Source organism: Acrocarpospora catenulata, from assembly GCF_018476525.1.
Lineage (GTDB): Bacteria > Actinomycetota > Actinomycetes > Streptosporangiales > Streptosporangiaceae > Acrocarpospora > Acrocarpospora catenulata.
Genome location: NZ_JAHCST010000008.1, coordinates 107,447 through 125,048, shown reverse-complemented (window position 1 = coordinate 125,048; position 17,602 = coordinate 107,447). Strand labels below are relative to the sequence as shown.

The following is a 17,602-nucleotide window of genomic DNA, read 5'->3' as shown; positions in this document are numbered from 1 at the left end:
GCCCCCCTGACGCTCTACGGCTGATTTCCAGCCTTCCCCTGGCCCTGATTGGCGGACAACAAAGCGCCGACAAAGCTCCGTTTGCCTCATCCGCGCGGCCCAGGCAACAGCGAATCTTGACTCCGGATGAGAACTAAGGCCAGATGGAAGGTGCATTCCGTGACAAAAACATTGACCGCCTTGGGGATGGCGCACTTGTCTGGAGATGGCAAAACGGAGGGATCACTCCAGCACCATGGGCCTGCCGGGAAGGCACTCGCCTTCAGGCAGTTCATCTTGAAGATCAACAGCCGGTGCAACCTGGCCTGCCGCTATTGCTACATGTACCAGATGGCCGACCAATCCTGGCGCACTCAGCCGATCAACATGACGCATGCCACCCTCGACCGGATCGCCCGGCGGATCGGCGACCACGCCAGAATCCACGACCTCGCGGAAATCGAGGTAATTCTGCACGGCGGCGAACCACTGCTGGCGGGACCGGAACTCATCGGCTACGCGGTAAAAGCGATCCGGCGCGCGGCCGACGTCGGAACCCGGATACACATTGCCGTGCAGACCAACGCCATTCTGCTCGACCAGAATTTCCTCGACCTCTTCGAGGAGCTGGAGGTCCGGGTCGGGGTGAGCCTGGACGGATACCAGGCCGCCAACGACCGGCACCGGGTCTTCGCCAGCGGCAGGAGCAGCCACCCGCAGGTGGTCGCGGCGCTGAACCGGCTGGCCAGAGGGCGGCACCACCGGCTGTTCTCGGGGATCCTCTGCACCGTCGACATCCGCAACGACCCCGTCGCCACCTACGAGGCGCTGATCGAGTTCGACCCTCCGGCGATCGACCTGCTACTGCCGCACGGCAACTGGTCCCGGCCGCCGCCGTTCCGCGATCCGGAATCGACGGCGACGCCGTACGCCGACTGGCTGATCGCCGTTTTTGACCGCTGGTACGACTCACCGAGAACGGAAACCGAAATCCGTTTCTTCACGGAGATCATCCGTCTGCTCATGGGACACCCCTCCCGCACGGAGGCCATCGGCCTCTCGCCCGCGCGCATGGTGGTGGTCGAAACAGACGGCAGTATCGAGCAGTCCGACATTCTGAAATCCGCCTACCAGGGCGCCGCGGCCACCGCCCGGCACGTCGCCGAAGACTCGTTCGAGTCCGTGCTCCACCATCCCGGATTCATTGCCAGGCAGCGCGGTTCACTGGAACTGGCCGCCAGGTGCCGCGCCTGCGATATTCACACGATCTGCGGAGGCGGCCTGTACGCGCACCGCTACAGCGACGTCAACGGTTTCGCCAATCCCTCGGTTTACTGCCTCGACCTTTACCGGCTCATCTCGCATATTCACCAGCGGGTCGCCAGGGATGTGGCCAAGGCAAGGAGCGCCAGATGATCACACCCACCCTGCACCGCGTTCCCGGCGAGATGCTCGCCGAACTGGCCACCGGGGGTGGCGGCGAACCCGCGGTCGCCTTGCTGCGCAGGGTCCAGCGCAGCAAACATCGCGCGGTGCTGCTCAGCCTGGTACGGGAGACGATCGCGGCCGACCATCCCCATGCCCGGCTGGCCACCCATGCGTACCAGGCACTGGCGGACCTCGAGACCCGGGCCCCGGCCAGCGTGAACCGCGTTCTCGCCTATCCCGCGGTGGGCAGCTGGTTGTGGCAGTCGCTGAAATCGGTGGGCGCCCAAGCGGCGGCGCCCGGCCTGGATCCGGGTCTCCTGGGCACGCTGCCGATCGTCGCCGCGATCGACGCCGGCCTCAGCCACGAGCAGCGGCTGCCGCTCTTCGCCGACTCCCTGACGTTGCCCTCCCTCGGCCGCCTGCGCCTCCCGCGCCCGCCCGGCGAAGTGACCGTCGCCACCCGCCCGGGCCCCGGAGGTGCGCTGCTGACCATCGATGGCCTCACCTCCACCGTCACCCAGGAAACCGACTCCCCGCACTGGGATGCGCTCAGGAGGGTTCCGCTGCCGGGCGGGCCCGTCCTGACCATCGACGATCTCGACCCTTGCCGGTGGCCGGACGTGACGACCCGGTGTCCCCGGCTCGACATGGCCGACCACCCCCACTGGAGCTCGCGCTTGACGGAGGCATGGAGTCTCCTCCGGACGGGCCACCCCGCCACCGCCGCCGAGGTCGCCGCGGCGATCTCCGTCGTGACCCCCATCGAGGCCCCCGGGAAAGGGCTGAACAGCGCCACCGCCCGCGAGGTCTTCGGCACGATCGCGATGTCCGAACCACCCGACGCCGTCACGACCGCCTCGACGCTCGCCCACGAGATCCAGCACGCCAAGCTGACCGCCCTCCAGGAGGTGGTGCAGCTCACCGAACCCGGGCACACCACCCGCTACTACGCCCCGTGGCGGAAGGATCCCCGCCCGGTCTACGGGCTGTTGCAGGGGGTCTACGCCTACCTGGGCGTGACCGCGTTCTGGCGGCGACAGCGGCGGCTGCCGGATCACGACCAGGGGCGGGCACATTCCGAGTTCGCCCGATGGCGTCAGGCGGTCCACGACGGCACGGCGAGCCTGCTGGCCGGTGACGGTCTGACGCCGGAGGGTCGTGACTTCGTCGGCGTGATCCGTGACACGGTCGCGGCCTGGCTGCCGGAACCGGTGCCGGACCGTGCGTTGACCCAGGCGCGAGCCGCCGCGACCCGGCATCGGAGTGAGTGGATCCGCCGCAATCGCCCTAGATAGGCGGAGGGTCGAAGTCGAACTCGATCCGCAGGCCCTTGACCACGGCGTTCGCGTCGGGGTGGCCCATGCGGACCGCCGCGCCGTACCGCTCCAGAACCTGTTCGCGAAGGAGGTCGGACTCCTTTTCCGCACCGGCCGAACGCAGGTCCAGCGCCAGGTTGGCCGCGCAGCAGAGGGTCATGTAGTGGAGTTCGCCGAACAGCGCCATCGAGCGGTCGTACGTCTGGCGGCCGAGCTCGATCGCGTCCGTGTGACGGCCCAGTTCTGCCAGGTCGCCGGCGTGGTTGTGCGCACAGGTCAGTGTGTAGTCGTGATTGGGCCCGAGCCGTTCGGTGAGCCGCGCCAGGATCGCCGTGTTGAGTTCGAGCGCGCGATCGGCCTCGCCACGCAGGCGGTGCAGGAGGGCGATGTTGACGCGGCAGCCGAGGGTGAACGGATGGTCGGCGCCGAAGACGTCCGGATAGCGGGGAAGCACGGTGGCGGCGTGCTGGAACGCCTCGTCGATCCGGTCCAGGGTGCGCAGCGTGTTCGAGACGTTGATCGCCGCCGCCATGGTCTCCGGGTGCCGGTCCCCGAAGGTCTGCTGGTACTGCTCGTGGTTCTTCGTCGCCAGGCTCAGCGCCTCGTTCAGATCGCCCTTGCGGCGGCGCGCGATGGCCAGGTCCTTGGCGGTCAGCAGGGTGAGCGGATGGTCGGCGGTGAACTCGCGGATGCCGTACTCGTACGCCTCCTCGCCCAGGTCGCACGCTTCCGCGTAGTCGCCGAGCAGCCGGACCACCCGCGCCAGGTTGTTCCAGGAGATGAGCACCGAGGCCCGGCCCGCCTCCTGGCTGCGCTCCTCCTGCCGCACGTAGGTGGTCGCGTGCAGGTTGCGGGCCCGCTCGTAGTCGCTGGTGAGCGCGTAGTCGAGGGCGATGCTGTTGCGCAGGCGCAGGGTGTGCGGGCTCTCCTCCCCGAAGGCCGCGATGAACGCCGTCTCCGACTCCTCGTCCAGCTCCCGGGCGCCGTGGAAGTCCCCCCGCGACCGCAGGTCGGCCCCGAAGCTGTTGCTCATCCAGAGCAGCTCATGCGAGTTCGGCGGGAGGAGCCGCCGCATCTGTTCGAGCGTCTCCCCATTGGTCTCGTACGCCTCCGCGTAGCGGCCCAGCACCCGCAGCACGTTGCCGCGGTGCCGGCGAGCGGCCAGCACGTCGGGATGGGTGGAGCCCAGCTCGGGAATCCACTGCTGGAGCAGCTCGTCCAGGAAGCCGAGCGCGTCATGGTAGATGCCGGCCCGGTGCAGGTAGCGCACCATCTCGATGGCGAAGGCCCGCACCTCCGGATGCCGGGAGACGATCAGATCCGACGGTTTGACGTGGGCGAACAGGGCCGCGAACTCCGCCCAGGTCCCGGTGTCGTCAGGGTCCTTCGGCGCGGCCCCGGCCAGCAGCATGTGCACCTCGGCCCGGTACATCTCCTGCTCTTCTGGCGTGAGCTCCTCGCGCAGCAGCGCCTGGACCAGCCGGTGCACCTGGAGGGTGCCGGCCGTGGCGTCGAGCCGGGTCAGCGCGAACCGGCCGAGCTCTCGGAAGATCTTGTCCCGGAGGATGGGGTCGGACAGGATTGCCTGCAACTTGGGCGTACGCTCGCTGGCTCCGCGTTTGAACACGGCCCGCGGAATCGGCTCAGGACCGAAGAAGGCACAACAACGCAGCACCTCGATGGCCTCCGGCACCTTGCTGCGCAGACCGGCCACCGACAGCTGCCAGACCGCCGTCATCGACATGGGGTACCCGGGAGCCCGGTTGGCGTCCAGGAGCCGGCTGGTCTGCTCATCGAGCAGTTCTATGTACTCCTCGGCGGTGATGCCGGTCTGCGCCTGGTACGCACCGGCCTGCTCAAGAGCGAGCGGAAGGTCACCGAGCTTGACCGCGAGCAGGTTGGCCACCTCCGGCTCCGGCGCCCGCAACAGCCGCTTGTCCAGGAACGCCACGCTCTCCGAACGCTGGAAGACCTCCACACGGAGCGTCTTCTCGTAGTCGTCCCAGCGCGGGTTGCGGGAGGTGATGAGCACGTGCCCGGCGCCCCGCGGAATGAACTCCCGGATGTCCTCAGGTTCCTCGGCGTTGTCGAAGATCAGCAGCCACCGCCGGTACGGTTCCCCGCGTTCCAGCGCGTCCCGCACGGCCCGCGCGGTGGTGGGGATGCCGGTGGCCGCCGAGGACGGCAGCCGCAGGGCCGGGGCCAGCGCCGCCAGCGCGGCCGGGACGAGCCGGGTCTGGTCGGCCGAGATCCAGGCCACCAAGTCGTAGTGGGCGCGGTAACGCCAGGCGTATTCGACCGCCAGCTGGGTCTTCCCCACACCGCCCAGCCCGTGCAACGCCTGCGCCTGCGGGAGAACCGCCGTGACGGCCCCGATGCCGTCTCGCAATTGGGCCAGGAGATCGTTGCGCCCCGTGAAGTTCGCATTCCGTTCAGGAACGTTGACCCAGACGTCTGGCCTGCGATCCGGCACGGCATGGGCCGTGAGCGATAACTCCGACATGTCGCGTCTTTGCCTCCGGCCGAATCAGGGTCCAAGCCCTCATTATTCGAGGGTGTAACGGTTGATTGAACGGCATCGAGCATCGAGAATTATATCTCGATCCAGAACGCCGCGGCCAAGGCCGTCATTTTCGGACCCGCACAAAACCATTTACGTTCGCTACTGAAACATTCGCCCACGTCACGCAGCCAAGGATCTGGAGAGCGAGATGTCCGACACGCCTTTCGGTCTCATCGACACGAGTGACCTTTCACTCCACGAACTGGCCTCCCTGGAGAGCCCGGTGCTGGTCAGCACCATCGCCAAGCTTGTCGAACAGGAAAGAACACAGGAACTGTCCGCCGGTTTCGACTCCTCCATCTGACCCGAAATGTTCGCTGTCTCCGCCGGGACAGCGAAGAGGGAGTAATGTGGCGAACCGCCGGGCCCGCCTGCCCGGAAAGCTCCGGTGAACAATGAGCACACCCGTCGGAGTCGGACGGACGCTCGGGGCTGATCGGTTCCCGACGCAGAATGGTGCCGGACATGGGTGAGATGGATGAGCCCGCTTGGGATCGGCTCATCCACCTACTGCGGAACGGGGACTGCACGCCCTTCATCGGCGCCGGGGCCTGCGGCGCCACCCTTCCCACCGGAAGGGAGTTGAGCAGAGAGATGGCCGGGCTCTGGGGCTATCCGTACGCGGATCCGGAGAACCTCACCAGGGTCACCCAATTCGGGGCGATGAGGTTCGGGGATCCGATCTACGTCAAGAAGTTGATCCGCGATCGGCTCGTCGGTGCCGACCCGCCGGATTTCGCCCACCCCCTGGAACCCCACGGCCTGCTGGCCGGCTTTCCCATCCCCGTCTATCTCACGACGAACTACGACGACTTCATCTACCAGTCCCTGGTCGCCGTCGGAAAGCGTCCCAGCCGCACCGCCTGCCCCTGGAACCCTGACATCCGCTACGCGCGCGAACTCTTCGGCAGCAAGGCCGGCTGGAATCCGCAGCCTGACTTTCCCCTCATCTACCACCTGCACGGAACCTTGGAAGACCCGCACTCGGTGGTCCTGACCGAGGACGACTATCTCGACTTCATGGTGAACCTGGCGCACGACCGGATCTCCACCAGCAAGCGCATGCTGCCCCCGGTCATCCAGGCGGCGCTCACCCGGCGTTCCCTGCTGTTCATCGGCTACAGCCTGCAGGACTGGACGTTTCGTTTCATGTTCACCCGGCTCGCGCAGACCGTGCCGGCCATGAACTCCCGGCGGCACATCAGCGTGCAGCTCGCTCCCGAGTTCCCCGACGGCCGGGCCGATCCCGACGAAATCAAAAACCAGCTGGAGACGTACTACGAGAAGTGGAAGATCTCCATCTTCTGGGGAAGTGCCGAACAGTTCTGCCACCAGTTGCGGGAACGGATGGGGGCGACATCGTGATTCCGTCGACCTACGAGCCGTACGTGGGACTGCGGGCCTTCCGTACCGAGGAGTCCGACAAGTTCTTCGGGCGGGAGCAGGAGGCGTACGAACTCTCGGATCTCTGGCAGTCCAACCGGATGACCGTCCTGCACGCGCCGTCGGGAACCGGGAAGACCTCCTTGATCCAGGCGGGTGTGCTGCCGCTGATCGAGCCGTACAAGGCGGACGCGCTGCCGATCGGCCGGGTGTCGCACGGCACCTCGTTCCCCACGCCCGCCCTGCCCGAGCACAACCCGCACGTCTTCGCGCTGTTGTCCTCGTGGGCGCCCCAGGAGGCGCCGATGCGCCTGGCCAGGATGACCGTGCGGGACTTCCTCCGGCGGCGGCACGCCCGGTACGACCCCTACGGCGACCCGGCTCTGGTGCTCATCGCCATCGACCAGGCCGAGGAACTTTTCCTGGACACCTTCGAGCGGCATCCGTACTGCGAATGGCTGATCGATCAGCTGGTGGAGGCGCTGGACGACGATCCCAACCTACGGCTGCTGTTCTCCATCCGGGAGGACCGGCTGAGCGATCTGCTCGCCCACGAGCTCAAACTGGCCGGCGTCGACCGGGAGCACTTCCGGCTGGCCCCGCTGAGCTGCGCCGCCGCCGTCCGGGCCGTGGAAGGGCCCCTCGAAGGCACCTTCCGCTCCTTCGCCGGCGGGGTGGCGGACCAGCTGGTCCAGGATCTGCGCATGGTGGACATGTCCGCCGCGGCCATGGCCCCCGACGGCACCCCGCCCCTGCTCGAAACCGTCGACCCGGTCCGCCTCCAGGTCGCCTGCGCCACGTTGTGGCACTCGCTGCCCGCCGACGTCACGTTGATCACGTCCGCACACGTCCGCCGTTTCGCCCTGACCGACAGCTCGCTCACCGAGTTCGGCGACGGTGTGGTCGCCCGAGTCGCGGAGAAGCACGCCTACCCAGGCGGCGCGGCGGCGCTGAAGCGGTGGCTGCGTGGCTCCTTCGTCGACCAGTACGGCAACCGCCGGAGGGTGTACCAGGGCCAGACCCTGACGGCGGGCGTTCCCAACGCCGTCGTCACGGCCCTGGTCGACCGCAACGTGCTCAGGGTCGAAAGGGCGGCCGACGAGTACTGGTGCGAGCTGTCTCACGACCGGCTGGTGGACTGGCTCCTGCGGGTGCGCCGCAGGACCGCGCCCGTGGCCGAGCCCACGGCGCAGGACCACCTGCATCGGGCCGAGCTCGCCCTCGCCGAGGGCAACCTCGACCTGGCGCGCGAGGAGGCCGAACAAGCCGCCGCGGCCGGGGTGGACGATCTCCAGCTCAGCGCGGAGATCGAGTCGCTGCTCGGCAACATCGCCTACAAGCAGAACGACTTCCAGCGTGCCATCGACCACTACTTGCGCGCCGCGGAGCTGTTCACCGGGCTCGGCGGCGCGACCGAGGCGGTGGGCCGGCTGCTCGCCGCGATCGGGCGGATCCTGATGTACCAGGGGCAGCCCGACCAGGCCGTCACCGAGCTGAGGGCGGCGCTGAACCGAGTCGGCGGCGGCGACGTGAGCATCGTGACCCAGCTCAGCTGGGCGCTCTGGTACGGCGGCGAAAAGGTCCGCGCGAAGGAGTTACTGGACGGGCTCCTGCACCAGGAAGGCAACGTCGTCGAGGCGTTGCGCGCCCGAGGGGAGATCCTGGCCGATCTCAACGAGTCCGAGGCCGCGCTGCGCGATCTAGACCTGATCCGGCCCCTCCAGCATCCGAGCGCCCGGGCTGCCCGCGCGCTGGCGCTCGCCCAGCTGGGCCGCCGAGCGGAGGCCGAACTGGAGATCGCGGAGGCGCTCGCGGAGGGTCCCGACCACGGGACCGTGCTCTGCTACGCGGCCCGGCTCCGCCACCTGCTCGACAAAGGCACGGCGGACAAAGAAACGGCGGGCGAAGAAACGGCGGCGGCTGTGCTGGCCCGGCGCGCGCTCACCGCGCCACCTCCGCCTCTGCCGGCCCATCTCCGTAAAGAGGCGGAAAAGCTGGCGGGCAAACGTCCTCAGCCCTGACTTCCAGACGCCCAGCGCAAGCTGCCGGTAGCGGGGACTGAACACGGCCGGAAGCACCGTGGTGCAGATCATCGCGGTCGCCAGGATCCCGGTGGCCGGCTTGATGTCGAACCAGGCGACCATAGCCGCGCCGAGCGGCGCCGCCACCGCGGTGGCCACCCGTCCGGCCAGTCGCGAGGCGCTCGCCACCCGGGCCCGCGACTCGGCGGGCACATGTTCCGCCTCGAACATCTTGTGCGTCACGTTGGTCAGGCTGCCGACGAATCCGCTGCACACCATGGCCAGCAGGAACATCCACGGGCTGGGAAAGCACGCCGCGAGCAGCAACACGGTGGTCGTGGTCCACAGCTGGAACAGCCACATATGCCGCGGCACGGGGATCCACATGGCCAGAGTCGAGCCTGCGATACCGCCCAGTCCTCCCCCCGCCACGACCAGCCCGACCATCCAGGCGGGCTGGCCGGTGGAGCCCGCGATGAACACCATGATCAACGCTTGGACCACAAGGTTGCTGATTCCTGACGTGCCGGCCAAGGCGAGCAGGAACCGGCCCTTCCGCACGACCCGCAACCCGTGCAGCGCCTCGCCCAGCAGCCTTCGACGGACCGGAGCGCGCGTCTCCGGCGACTTCACCGACCGGACGAGGAAGAACGACCCCACGAAGAAGACCGCGTTCAGCAGGAACGGCGCATACATGTTCAGGGTGAGCAGAAGGCCACCCAGCGGCCTTCCGACCAGCGATGAGCCATGGGTCCCCAACTCCATCAGCGCGAACCGGTCCGCCTTCCCCGGTGGCCGCGAGTCGGTGGCCACCACGGCGGGGAGCACGACCGCCTCCGCGAGCGAATAGGCGGCCCACATCAGCCCTTCGATTCCGGCGGCGACCAACAGGAGGAGGGGCGGGCCCTGATCCCTCACCACGGCCACAATGAAGACCACCAGGGTCACGCACCGGATGAACTCGGTCCCGAGCATGACCCTTCGCGGGCCCAGGCGATCGATCAGCGCGCCCATCGGCAGATAGAGGATTACCCCCGGTACGGTCCAGACCAGGCCGATCCAGGCCACCATCGCCGCAGAGCCGCCCATGTGGTGAATGGCGAAAAGCGGATAAACCACACCGAGAGTTCGGAAGGAGATCCCCGAGAGCAGGGAGGCCGACCAGAGGCGGGAAAAATAGGAGCGCACTCTTTGCCCATGCTCACCCGCCCCAGGATTCATGAAAATTTCCGACCCAAAACCTGGACGGGGCTCCGCCATATCTGAACCCGCTGCTAACAGCGAATTTCCTGACATTTGTACTCTTTTTCCGATGGCCTGGCATTTTTATTTGAACACCAACCTGCGGGCGCCATCGGGATCGCCCCTGCTGGGCGGAAACGTAAGCAGAAGGCGGCATGCGACCAGGCAGAACGTCGCAGCGGTCAAATCGTCCTCCTGGGTGCGGGGCCGGCGCGTCGGCAAGCCCACAAGTTACGGCACACGCCCGCGCAACCCGTGCCGTCCCCGAGGAGTGTTGCTGTGTTTCGACGACAAAAGGCAAGCCGAGGACGTCGAAATGGCTCCGCCTCCAGCCAGCCGGGAAGACCTAGACCCTATTGGAAGCAGGGGCCTCACGGGGCAAAAACTCCGCACCTTGACCGCCTGTCGCGATATACTTACAGGTTCCGCCCCATCGGGGACCACCCGTAGCCCTCTGTGCTCCGTCTCGATGTGATGGCCCAGGTCAGCGGGCTTCCGACCATCCGGTCTCAACCACTCGCCAAGTGCCGTGCGCATGCGAAGGTAAGCGGCGCACCACAGGCAGTGATCGCGGCCGAGACACCGGGCGCTGCCTCTGTCCCAAGTCGGACCCCTAGTGATCGCCAAGAGTTGCACAAGTGGCGGATGCGACCTTGGTGGAGGTAAATCCACACCGGAAAGGGTTCATGCAGATGAGCTTCGAAATTACCGCTCGCCAGCTGAGCGACAACGAGCTCGCCGACGTCACCGGCGGTCTTCCCGCGAACTACGACTGGATGCACTACGACTGGCGCGACGCCGTCATCGAGGCCCTGCCGTAGTCACCCGGCAATTGTGGGGAGTCGCCCGGTTGGGTGGCTCCCCACCACCATTCTTGGCGGCGTACGCACCAGGCCTTCGCTGCGGAACAGGGCGTACGCGGTTTCCCGTACGGCGATGTCCTTCACTTTGGCGATGAAATCGCCCGGGGAATCGCCGCACAGTTCTTTGAGGGTGGCGGAGGCGTTGAGAAGGTGCGTGATCAGTGTTCGCTGGTCTTCCAGCGGGTACGGCATACCTTCGGCATCGGCCAGATATCCATGCTTGCCGACGTAAATGTGGCAACCCTGGAGCCGTACCCCGGAAACCAGCGAGACGGGGTGCAGGTCCTCGGGGACCGGGCGGCGGTCGTAGCTGGGTTCGGTGGCGTCCAGGATGTCGAGTTGCCGGTCGTCCAGCCAGAGCACGAACAGGCGGGAGACCGTCCCCGGGGCCGCCACGGGGACGGCGGGCAGGTAGCCGTTCGGGTTGATGTGGGCGGACACGCCGGGGGTGATGCCGTGCACGTCGGCCTGGGTCAGCGGGATCACCGGCCGGGGGTGACGGTGGCTGAACTTCCGCCGGAGCTGGCCGGGGGCGGCGTTGGAACCGACCGCGATCACCCGGTGCCGGCGGTGCAGCGGGGTGGCGCCCAGGCGGGCGAGGTGATCGTCGAGTCGTTCTCCGGAGCCGAGGGTCCAGGCGTCCGCCGGCTTCCGCGCGGCCGGATGGAGCGGCACATAGTGATCGCCGGAGAAGACGCCCGACCCCGAGGGCAGGCGTCCGGGGTAGCCAAGCGGATGGGTCGCCGGATTCTCGGCGAAGAGCGGGGCTGTACCAAGGGGAGACAATACGTGTCCAATTGGTGGCCGGGAACATTGACGATCGCCTGGCGTCTGGCACCAGGCTTCCTATGCCAGGATGCCAAAAGGTCGCAAATCGGTCAAATCGGAGCAAACCACCCACTGAAGATCTGCCGCCATTTGACCCCCAGCGGATCCGGCCCCCTGGCGGCGGCACATAGCGTGATGCCATGGCATGGGAACCCGGCCCGCGCTACCTCCCGATCGGGGAACACGGCCTGATCGGGGACCTGCGGACGGTCGCCCTGGTGGGGACCGACGGCACCATCGACTGGTACTGCGCGCCCGACTTCGACTCGCCCAGCGTGTTCGCCGCGCTGCTGGACGCCGACCGGGGCGGCGCGTTCGAACTGTGCGCCGACACGCCCGCGGAAGCCAAGCAGTTCTACTTCCCGGACACCAACGTCCTGATCACCCGGTTCGCGGCGGCGGACGGCGTGGGCGAGATCCGCGACTTCATGCCCATCTCCGACGGCTCCCTCGATGTCGGCCGCCATCATCTGATCCGGCAGGTGACCTGCGTACGCGGCGCCATGCCGTTCCGGGCGATGATCGCCCCCCGCTTCGGGTACGCGACCCAGCCGCACACCGCGCGCACCGACGGCACCCACACGGCGTTCGAATCCCCGGACATGAGCCTCAATCTGACCGCCACCGTCCCGGTCGAGTGCGACGGCAGGGACGTACGGGCCTGGTTCACCCTCAAGGAGGGGGAGCAGGCGGTGTTCGCGCTGGACCCGCTGGGCGAGGGCATCCTGCCGCGCGCCTGCCCCGTGCGCCAGTCCCAGGAGGAGTTCATCGCCACCGTGCGCTACTGGCGGCGCTGGCTGTCGGCCTCCAAGTACCGGGGCCGCTGGCGGGAGGTCGTGCACCGCTCCGCCCTCACCCTGAAACTGCTCACCTACGCCCCCAGCGGCGGCATCGTCGCCGCTCCCACCACCAGCCTGCCCGAGCAGATCGGCGGCCCCCGCAACTGGGACTACCGCTACGTCTGGATCAGGGACGCCGCGTTCTGCGTCTACGCCCTGCTGCGCCTCGGCTTCACCGAGGAGGCGGAGGCGTTCATCGGGTTCCTGACCCAGCACGCCATCCTCTCCGGCGACTGCGCCTGCGGCCCGCTGCAGATCATGTACGGCATCGACGGCCGCCGTGACCTGCCCGAACGCGAACTCACCCACCTGGAGGGCTACAAGGGCTCCACCCCGGTGCGGGTCGGCAACGCCGCCGCCGACCAGCTCCAGCTGGACATCTACGGCGCGCTCATCGACTCGGTCTACCTCTACAACAAGTGGGGCCAGCCCATCTCCAGCGAGAACTGGGACGAGCTGTGCACCATCGTCAACTGGATCTGCCACAACTGGGACCAGCCGGACGAGGGCATCTGGGAGACCCGGGGCGGCCGGAAGAACTTCGTCTACTCCCGGCTGATGTGCTGGGTGGCCATCGAGCGCGCCATCCGGGTGGCCAACTTCCGCGGGCTGCCCGCCGACATTCCGTACTGGCAGGGGGTGCGGGACCAGATCTACCGCCAGATCATGAGCCAGGGCTGGTCGGAGAAGCTGTCCGCCTTCGTCCAGCACTTCGACGACGACGTGCTGGACGCGGCGGTGCTGATGATGCCGCTGGCCAAGTTCGTCTCCCCCACCGACCCGAAGTGGCTGGCCACCCTGGACACCCTGGGCGAAAAGCTGGTCTCCGACTCCCTCGTCTACCGCTACGACCCTGAGGCCAGCCCCGACGGCCTCCCCGGCCGGGAGGGCACCTTCTCCGTCTGCTCCTTCTGGTACGTCGAGGCCCTGGCCCGCGCCGGACGCCTGGACGAGGCCCGGCTGGCCTTCGAGAAGATGCTCACCTACGCCAACCACGTCGGCCTGTACGCCGAGCAGATCGGCCACACCGGCGAACAGCTCGGCAACTTCCCGCAGGCGCTCACCCACCTGGCCCTGATCAGCGCCGCCTTCACCCTGGACCACGCCCTCGGCTGAGAGATTTCTGCGTTTCGGTGGTGGCGGAGGTTCGGATGGACTAGTGTCTCCGGTCACCGAGATCCGAGCCCAGGCGATGCCTTGACAGCCCTTTTGACTGTGCGTTAGATTTCGGTGTCTAGTGGTCTGGTATGCCCACCCAAAGGGTGGTTGCGGTGACCCACCTCCCCCAAAACCCTTGCAGAGGGAAGAACCAACTTCTCTAGAGAACTTTGCGCAAGAACGTGAAAACTTGCAATCCGCTGCCAGTCAAAGCAACGTCGGCTATGAGCTGCGCTCATGCGGGGATTCCCGTCGTCGACGACCGTTCGGTCAGGTCGATGATGGCTTCGGCGGCGTTGCCCGGTCCGTCGACCACCGCGTAGAGATCACGGATGCGCTGGGCTTCGGTCCTGAAGCGTGGTTCGGCGAGCATGCGGGCCGCTGCCCGGGTGAGCCGGTCGGTACCGGCGTGCCGGGGTGCGACCAGGAGTGCGGCGTGGTGGCGCTGGAGGAGCGCGACGTTGAGGTCCTGCTCGAGCTGGAGCGGGATGCCGATCACCGGTGTGCCCATGGCCATCGCCGTCTGCATGCTGCCCTGCCCGCCCGCGGTGACCGCGAGCGTGACCCGGGGCATGACCAGGTGGCTGGGCAGGATGCCGCCGACGCAGGTCCGTTCGTCCGCGAGGTCGCCGAGCTCGTGCACGGTGCCCGCCACCAGCACGTTCACGCCGAGCGGCCGCAGCGCCCGTACGACCCGCCGGACCAGGCCGGGCGAGCTGGAGGTGATGGCGACGTAGACGACCGGACCCGGCCGGTCGAGGAACGCGGCGACGTGGTCGGGCAGCGGCACGTCGAGGTGGGAGTAGAGCGGGCCGCTGTAGCGCAGCCGGGTGGCGGGCCGGTAGTGCCGGCGCCCGGCCGGAGTCCAGGCCGCGAGCTCGTCGGCGGGAATGCCCAGCACCTCGGGGATCTCGGGGACCAGGGTGAGATCGCCGAGCATGAGCGCGGCCACGCTGGGCACCCCCTCGACGCCGAGGCGGGCGGCGGTCCGGTTGAAGCCGCCGCAGTAGAAGCGCGTGCGGGGCAGCACCCTGTTGGCGAGCAGGCGTCCGACCGCGGCGGGCAGGTGGCGGGTGGCGCGCATGGTCGGCGCAGGCGCCAGGCCGTGGTCGAAGGCGGGCGGAACCCAGCTGCCGGCGTGCTCGGTCACCAGCGCGGCGCCGGCCAGCCGGGTGGACAGCAGCGTGGTCAGCGTGCATCCGGTGACGACGGTACGGGTTCCGTGCTCGCGGAAGTACGCCGCCTCGGCCTGGACATAGGTGAGTAACTCGGTGTCGTCGTACATGCTCTGGCGCACGTCGCCCAAGCCCATGGCCGAGGCGACGAACCTGGCCGAGCGGTCGGGGCTCATGTGCGGGCCCACGATGTCGTACTCGACACCGGCGGCGCGCAGGAGCGCCTCGTGGGTGCCGCCGTGGGTGGCCATGCGCACGCCGGCGCCGCGCGCCACCAAGCGCGGTGGATCTCCAGCATGCGGGAGGTCTCGGAGATGTAGCCGCAGTGCGGCATCAGGACGATGTGGTGTTCTGCCGACATAGATAGGTAATATATTGACTATGTCTTCGACCGACAAGCTCCCTTTCCTCGACGGAGAGCTGACTCTCCCCGTAGAGGCGTTCCGGACCAGCCTTTATCTGGCGCAGCGGCTCCGCTATCTGATGGACGACCGGCTGCGCGCCGATGGACTGACCACCCAGCAGGCGGCGCTGCTGACCCTGGTGGCGGGACTGGGCGCGCCCTCGTTGAAGCAGGCCGCCGCGGGTCTGGGCACCACCCACCAGAACGTGGCCCAGCTCGTCCAGGCGCTCCAGCGCAAAGGCATGCTGGCGGTAAACGACGATCCCGCCGACGGACGGCGCAAGCTGTTGTCGGTGACCGAGACGAGCCGGGCGTACTGGTCGTCGCGCGACGAGGGCGACCACGCCGCGGTCGCCGGCTGGTTCGCGGCGCTGTCCGAAGAGGAGCTGCGCACCTTCGTCGAGCTGGCCCAGCGGATCCTTTCCGCGCTCGATCCGCAGTGACGGCGGTTCTTGTAGGTGACGTTGTCCGCCCGTTACTGAGCAGTTCCTAGATTGACTCTCATGACGGTAATCGACGAAGGACGGCACATGATCACCAAAAGCACCGTCGACCGTCTCATCCGCTTCGACGGTGGTGGTCTGCCGGTCCTGTCCATGTACGTCACCCTGGGCTATGACGGCCTCGACGCCATCCGCACCCGGCTGAACAGCCTCATCACCGAGATCCGCCCGCTCACCCGCGACCCGTCGTTCGACCGGCGGGCACAGCTCTCGTTGCGGCGCGACATCGAGCGCATCGAGGGCGAGTCAGGGCTGGGGCAGGGCACGATCGGCGCCGTCGCGGTGTTCTCGTGCAGCGAGGGCGACCTGTTCGAGGTCGTCACGCTCCCGCGTGCGGTGCGCGACCGGATCGTGGTGGACCAGACCCCGTACGTCCGGCCCATGCTCGCGGTGCTCGACGAGTACCACCGTGCCTGCGTCCTGCTCGTCGACCGGGAATCGGCCCAGGCCTGGGAGCTGTACCAGAAGGAGCTCCGCGAGATCGGCAAGGTGCAGGGGCGCACCCTGCGTAAGCCCGACTACGGCGGCTGGGCCGGTTTCGCCGAGCATGGGGTCCGGAACAAGGCCGACGACCTCACCAAACGGCACTTCCGCCAGACCGCGGCCCTGCTCGGCGAGATCTTCCGTACCAGGGACTACGACCTGCTGATCATCGGCGGCCAGCACGAGGAGGTGGCCGTCTTCCTGGACTTCCTGCCGCACCAGCTGCGCCGGAAGGTCGCGGGCACCTTCAACCTCGACATGGACAAGGCCACCACCGAGGACATCAGGGAGAGCGCCGGGCGCGTCATCGCCGACTTCGAGCGCGAGCAGGAGCGCCGCCTGGCGCAGGAGATCTTCGAGAGCGCCGCGGCCGGTGGCAACGCCGCGCTGGGCATCGACGACTGCCTGTGGGGTGGGACCATCGCCGCGATCAATACCCTGCTCATCCAGGACGACGCCGAGGTGCCCGGCGTGGTCTGCGACGAGTCCGGCTGGCTGGCCCGCTCCGGCGAGACCTGCCCGCTCTGCGGCGGTCCCACCCGGCAGACTCCCGATGTCCTCAACGACCTGGCCGAGACGGTCATCGACGAAGGCGGCTTGGTCGAACACGTCACCGCCGACACCCCACTGAAGACCGTCACCACGGCCGCGGCACTCCGATTCTCGCTGCCTCCCAGGCCTTGATGACCGGTCAGGTCGCCGACACCGAGAAGCTGTTGGTACGGAAGTCCATGCCGCCGCTGGACGAGGTGATCTCGTAGCCGAACTGCACGTAGCTGAGCGTCACGTCACCGAACCAGCCCCTGGACCGAATCCAGTTCAGGATCGCCTTGATGTCCACGGTCCCGGCGTTGGTGTTGCCCTGGCGTACGAAGGAGAACACCTGGTTGGCACCGTTGGAGCCGCGGTAGACGTCCCAGGTGTGACCGCCCACCGAGGCGCTCGTCTGCCGCGAGCCGAGCGGGCCCACCGGGCCGTACTTGTTCATCCAGAGCATGATCTCGTAGGTGTTGCCGTCGCACCAGATGTCGTACGCGGAGGTGTACGCGCCGCCGTTCGGCACGGTGACGTTGAAGCTGCTGGTCGCGCTGCCGAGGGTGCTGATCCGCCGGTTCACGTTCCGGGTGGCGTTGGGGTAGGACTTGACGCCACCGGTGTTGGGGTGGTTCGCCCAGACACCCCAGTTGCTGTACGAATTCGCCCAGATCGTTTGTGGGCCGGCGCCGCTGCCCCAGATGTTGTTGTAAAGGGTGTAGCCGCCGTTGGTCCAGGTGGCCCACTGGGCCGTGGAGGACCAGACGGCGGCCTGGGCGGGCTGGGCGAGCACCCCGACCAGCGCGACGAGAATGGATACCGGGACGAAGAGACGCAGCGTTCTGAGCATGATTTCCCTTTCCGCTGTTGTCGCCGACGGCGGG

13 protein-coding genes and 1 pseudogene are annotated in these 17,602 nt (G+C 67.8%); 9 read left to right on the top strand and 5 right to left on the bottom strand.

The features are described 5' to 3' along the window. The first annotated feature begins 126 nt into the window (after nucleotides 1–126). Together KIP79_RS10675 and KIP79_RS10670 are read left to right on the top strand one after the other, a co-directional pair. Nucleotides 127–1,395 (top strand): FxsB family cyclophane-forming radical SAM/SPASM peptide maturase, encoded by a 1,269-nt coding sequence (locus tag KIP79_RS10675; protein ID WP_250213012.1) that lies wholly within the window; start codon nucleotides 127–129, stop codon nucleotides 1,393–1,395. Further along, nucleotides 1,392–2,702 (top strand): HEXXH motif domain-containing protein, encoded by a 1,311-nt coding sequence (locus KIP79_RS10670; RefSeq protein ID WP_214104559.1) that lies wholly within the window; start codon nucleotides 1,392–1,394, stop codon nucleotides 2,700–2,702. Before KIP79_RS10675 ends, KIP79_RS10670 begins: the two co-directional genes overlap by 4 nt. Here KIP79_RS10670 and fxsT read toward each other — a convergent pair. Next, nucleotides 2,695–5,112, bottom strand: a complete 2,418-nt coding sequence (fxsT, locus tag KIP79_RS10665; RefSeq protein WP_250213011.1) for an FxSxx-COOH system tetratricopeptide repeat protein — start codon at nucleotides 5,110–5,112, stop codon at nucleotides 2,695–2,697. The two genes, KIP79_RS10670 and fxsT, sit on opposite strands and share 8 nt — an antisense overlap. A gap of 322 nt (nucleotides 5,113–5,434) precedes the next feature. Here fxsT and KIP79_RS10660 point away from each other — a divergent pair, with 322 nt between their 5' ends. The 3 genes from KIP79_RS10660 (at nucleotide 5,435) to KIP79_RS49360 (ending at nucleotide 8,690) form a co-directional block, all read left to right on the top strand. Beyond that, the gene (locus tag KIP79_RS10660) at nucleotides 5,435–5,590 is read left to right on the top strand and encodes an FxSxx-COOH-like cyclophane-containing RiPP peptide (RefSeq protein ID WP_214104557.1); all 156 of its coding nucleotides are present in this window, start codon (nucleotides 5,435–5,437) and stop codon (nucleotides 5,588–5,590) included. A gap of 161 nt (nucleotides 5,591–5,751) precedes the next feature. Next, nucleotides 5,752–6,651: an SIR2 family NAD-dependent protein deacylase gene (locus tag KIP79_RS10655; protein ID WP_214104556.1), complete on the top strand. Its 900-nt coding sequence runs from the start codon at nucleotides 5,752–5,754 to the stop codon at nucleotides 6,649–6,651. Further along, nucleotides 6,648–8,690: a tetratricopeptide repeat protein gene (locus tag KIP79_RS49360; RefSeq protein WP_214104555.1), complete on the top strand. Its 2,043-nt coding sequence runs from the start codon at nucleotides 6,648–6,650 to the stop codon at nucleotides 8,688–8,690. Before KIP79_RS10655 ends, KIP79_RS49360 begins: the two co-directional genes overlap by 4 nt. 393 nt (nucleotides 8,691–9,083) lie before the next feature. Here KIP79_RS49360 and KIP79_RS49355 read toward each other — a convergent pair. Beyond that, nucleotides 9,084–9,911 (bottom strand): annotated as a pseudogene (locus tag KIP79_RS49355) (MFS transporter); the annotation flags it as partial. 713 nt (nucleotides 9,912–10,624) lie between these two features. Between KIP79_RS49355 and KIP79_RS48225 the strand changes: the two are divergent. Next, nucleotides 10,625–10,753, top strand: coding sequence for a hypothetical protein (locus KIP79_RS48225; protein WP_256447197.1), 129 nt, complete (start codon nucleotides 10,625–10,627; stop codon nucleotides 10,751–10,753). On the opposite strand, the gene KIP79_RS10645 is transcribed toward KIP79_RS48225, so the two are convergent. Beyond that, nucleotides 10,754–11,581: a hypothetical protein gene (locus KIP79_RS10645; RefSeq protein ID WP_214104554.1), complete on the bottom strand. Its 828-nt coding sequence runs from the start codon at nucleotides 11,579–11,581 to the stop codon at nucleotides 10,754–10,756. It abuts the gene before it with no gap. Nucleotides 11,582–11,763: 182 nt separating this feature from the next. Between KIP79_RS10645 and KIP79_RS10640 the strand changes: the two genes are divergently transcribed. Continuing rightward, complete coding sequence (locus tag KIP79_RS10640; RefSeq protein WP_214104553.1) at nucleotides 11,764–13,578, top strand: glycoside hydrolase family 15 protein; 1,815 nt, start codon at nucleotides 11,764–11,766, stop codon at nucleotides 13,576–13,578. Between the two features lie 277 nt (nucleotides 13,579–13,855). Here KIP79_RS10640 and KIP79_RS10635 read toward each other — a convergent pair whose 3' ends face one another. Continuing rightward, the gene (locus KIP79_RS10635) at nucleotides 13,856–15,070 is read right to left on the bottom strand and encodes a glycosyltransferase (protein WP_214104552.1); all 1,215 of its coding nucleotides are present in this window, start codon (nucleotides 15,068–15,070) and stop codon (nucleotides 13,856–13,858) included. A 106-nt stretch (nucleotides 15,071–15,176) separates the two neighbouring features. Between KIP79_RS10635 and KIP79_RS10630 the strand changes: the two genes are divergently transcribed. Continuing rightward, entirely contained in the window at nucleotides 15,177–15,641 is a 465-nt protein-coding gene (locus tag KIP79_RS10630; protein ID WP_214104551.1) for a MarR family winged helix-turn-helix transcriptional regulator, read from the top strand. Between the two features lie 60 nt (nucleotides 15,642–15,701). Then, on the top strand, nucleotides 15,702–16,868 hold the full coding sequence (locus KIP79_RS10625) for a baeRF10 domain-containing protein (protein WP_214104550.1): 1,167 nt from the start codon (nucleotides 15,702–15,704) through the stop codon (nucleotides 16,866–16,868). Nucleotides 16,869–16,875: 7 nt separating this feature from the next. Here the strand turns inward: KIP79_RS10625 and KIP79_RS10620 are convergent, their stop codons facing one another. Continuing rightward, the gene (locus KIP79_RS10620; RefSeq protein ID WP_308169670.1) at nucleotides 16,876–17,571 is read right to left on the bottom strand and encodes a glycoside hydrolase family 12 protein; all 696 of its coding nucleotides are present in this window, start codon (nucleotides 17,569–17,571) and stop codon (nucleotides 16,876–16,878) included. Between the last annotated feature and the right edge of the window lie 31 nt (nucleotides 17,572–17,602).

Excerpts from the sequence above, each read along its gene's own strand:
- KIP79_RS10675 (WP_250213012.1), top strand. The coding sequence starts at position 127 with ATGAGAACTAAGGCCAGATGGAAGGTGCATTCCGTGACAAAAACATTG.
- KIP79_RS10670 (WP_214104559.1), top strand. The coding sequence starts at position 1,392 with ATGATCACACCCACCCTGCACCGCGTTCCCGGCGAGATGCTCGCCGAA.
- KIP79_RS10660 (WP_214104557.1), top strand. The coding sequence starts at position 5,435 with ATGTCCGACACGCCTTTCGGTCTCATCGACACGAGTGACCTTTCACTC.
- KIP79_RS10655 (WP_214104556.1), top strand. The coding sequence starts at position 5,752 with ATGGGTGAGATGGATGAGCCCGCTTGGGATCGGCTCATCCACCTACTG.
- KIP79_RS48225 (WP_256447197.1), top strand. The coding sequence starts at position 10,625 with ATGAGCTTCGAAATTACCGCTCGCCAGCTGAGCGACAACGAGCTCGCC.
- KIP79_RS10640 (WP_214104553.1), top strand. The coding sequence starts at position 11,764 with ATGGCATGGGAACCCGGCCCGCGCTACCTCCCGATCGGGGAACACGGC.
- KIP79_RS10630 (WP_214104551.1), top strand. The coding sequence starts at position 15,177 with ATGTCTTCGACCGACAAGCTCCCTTTCCTCGACGGAGAGCTGACTCTC.
- KIP79_RS10625 (WP_214104550.1), top strand. The coding sequence starts at position 15,702 with ATGACGGTAATCGACGAAGGACGGCACATGATCACCAAAAGCACCGTC.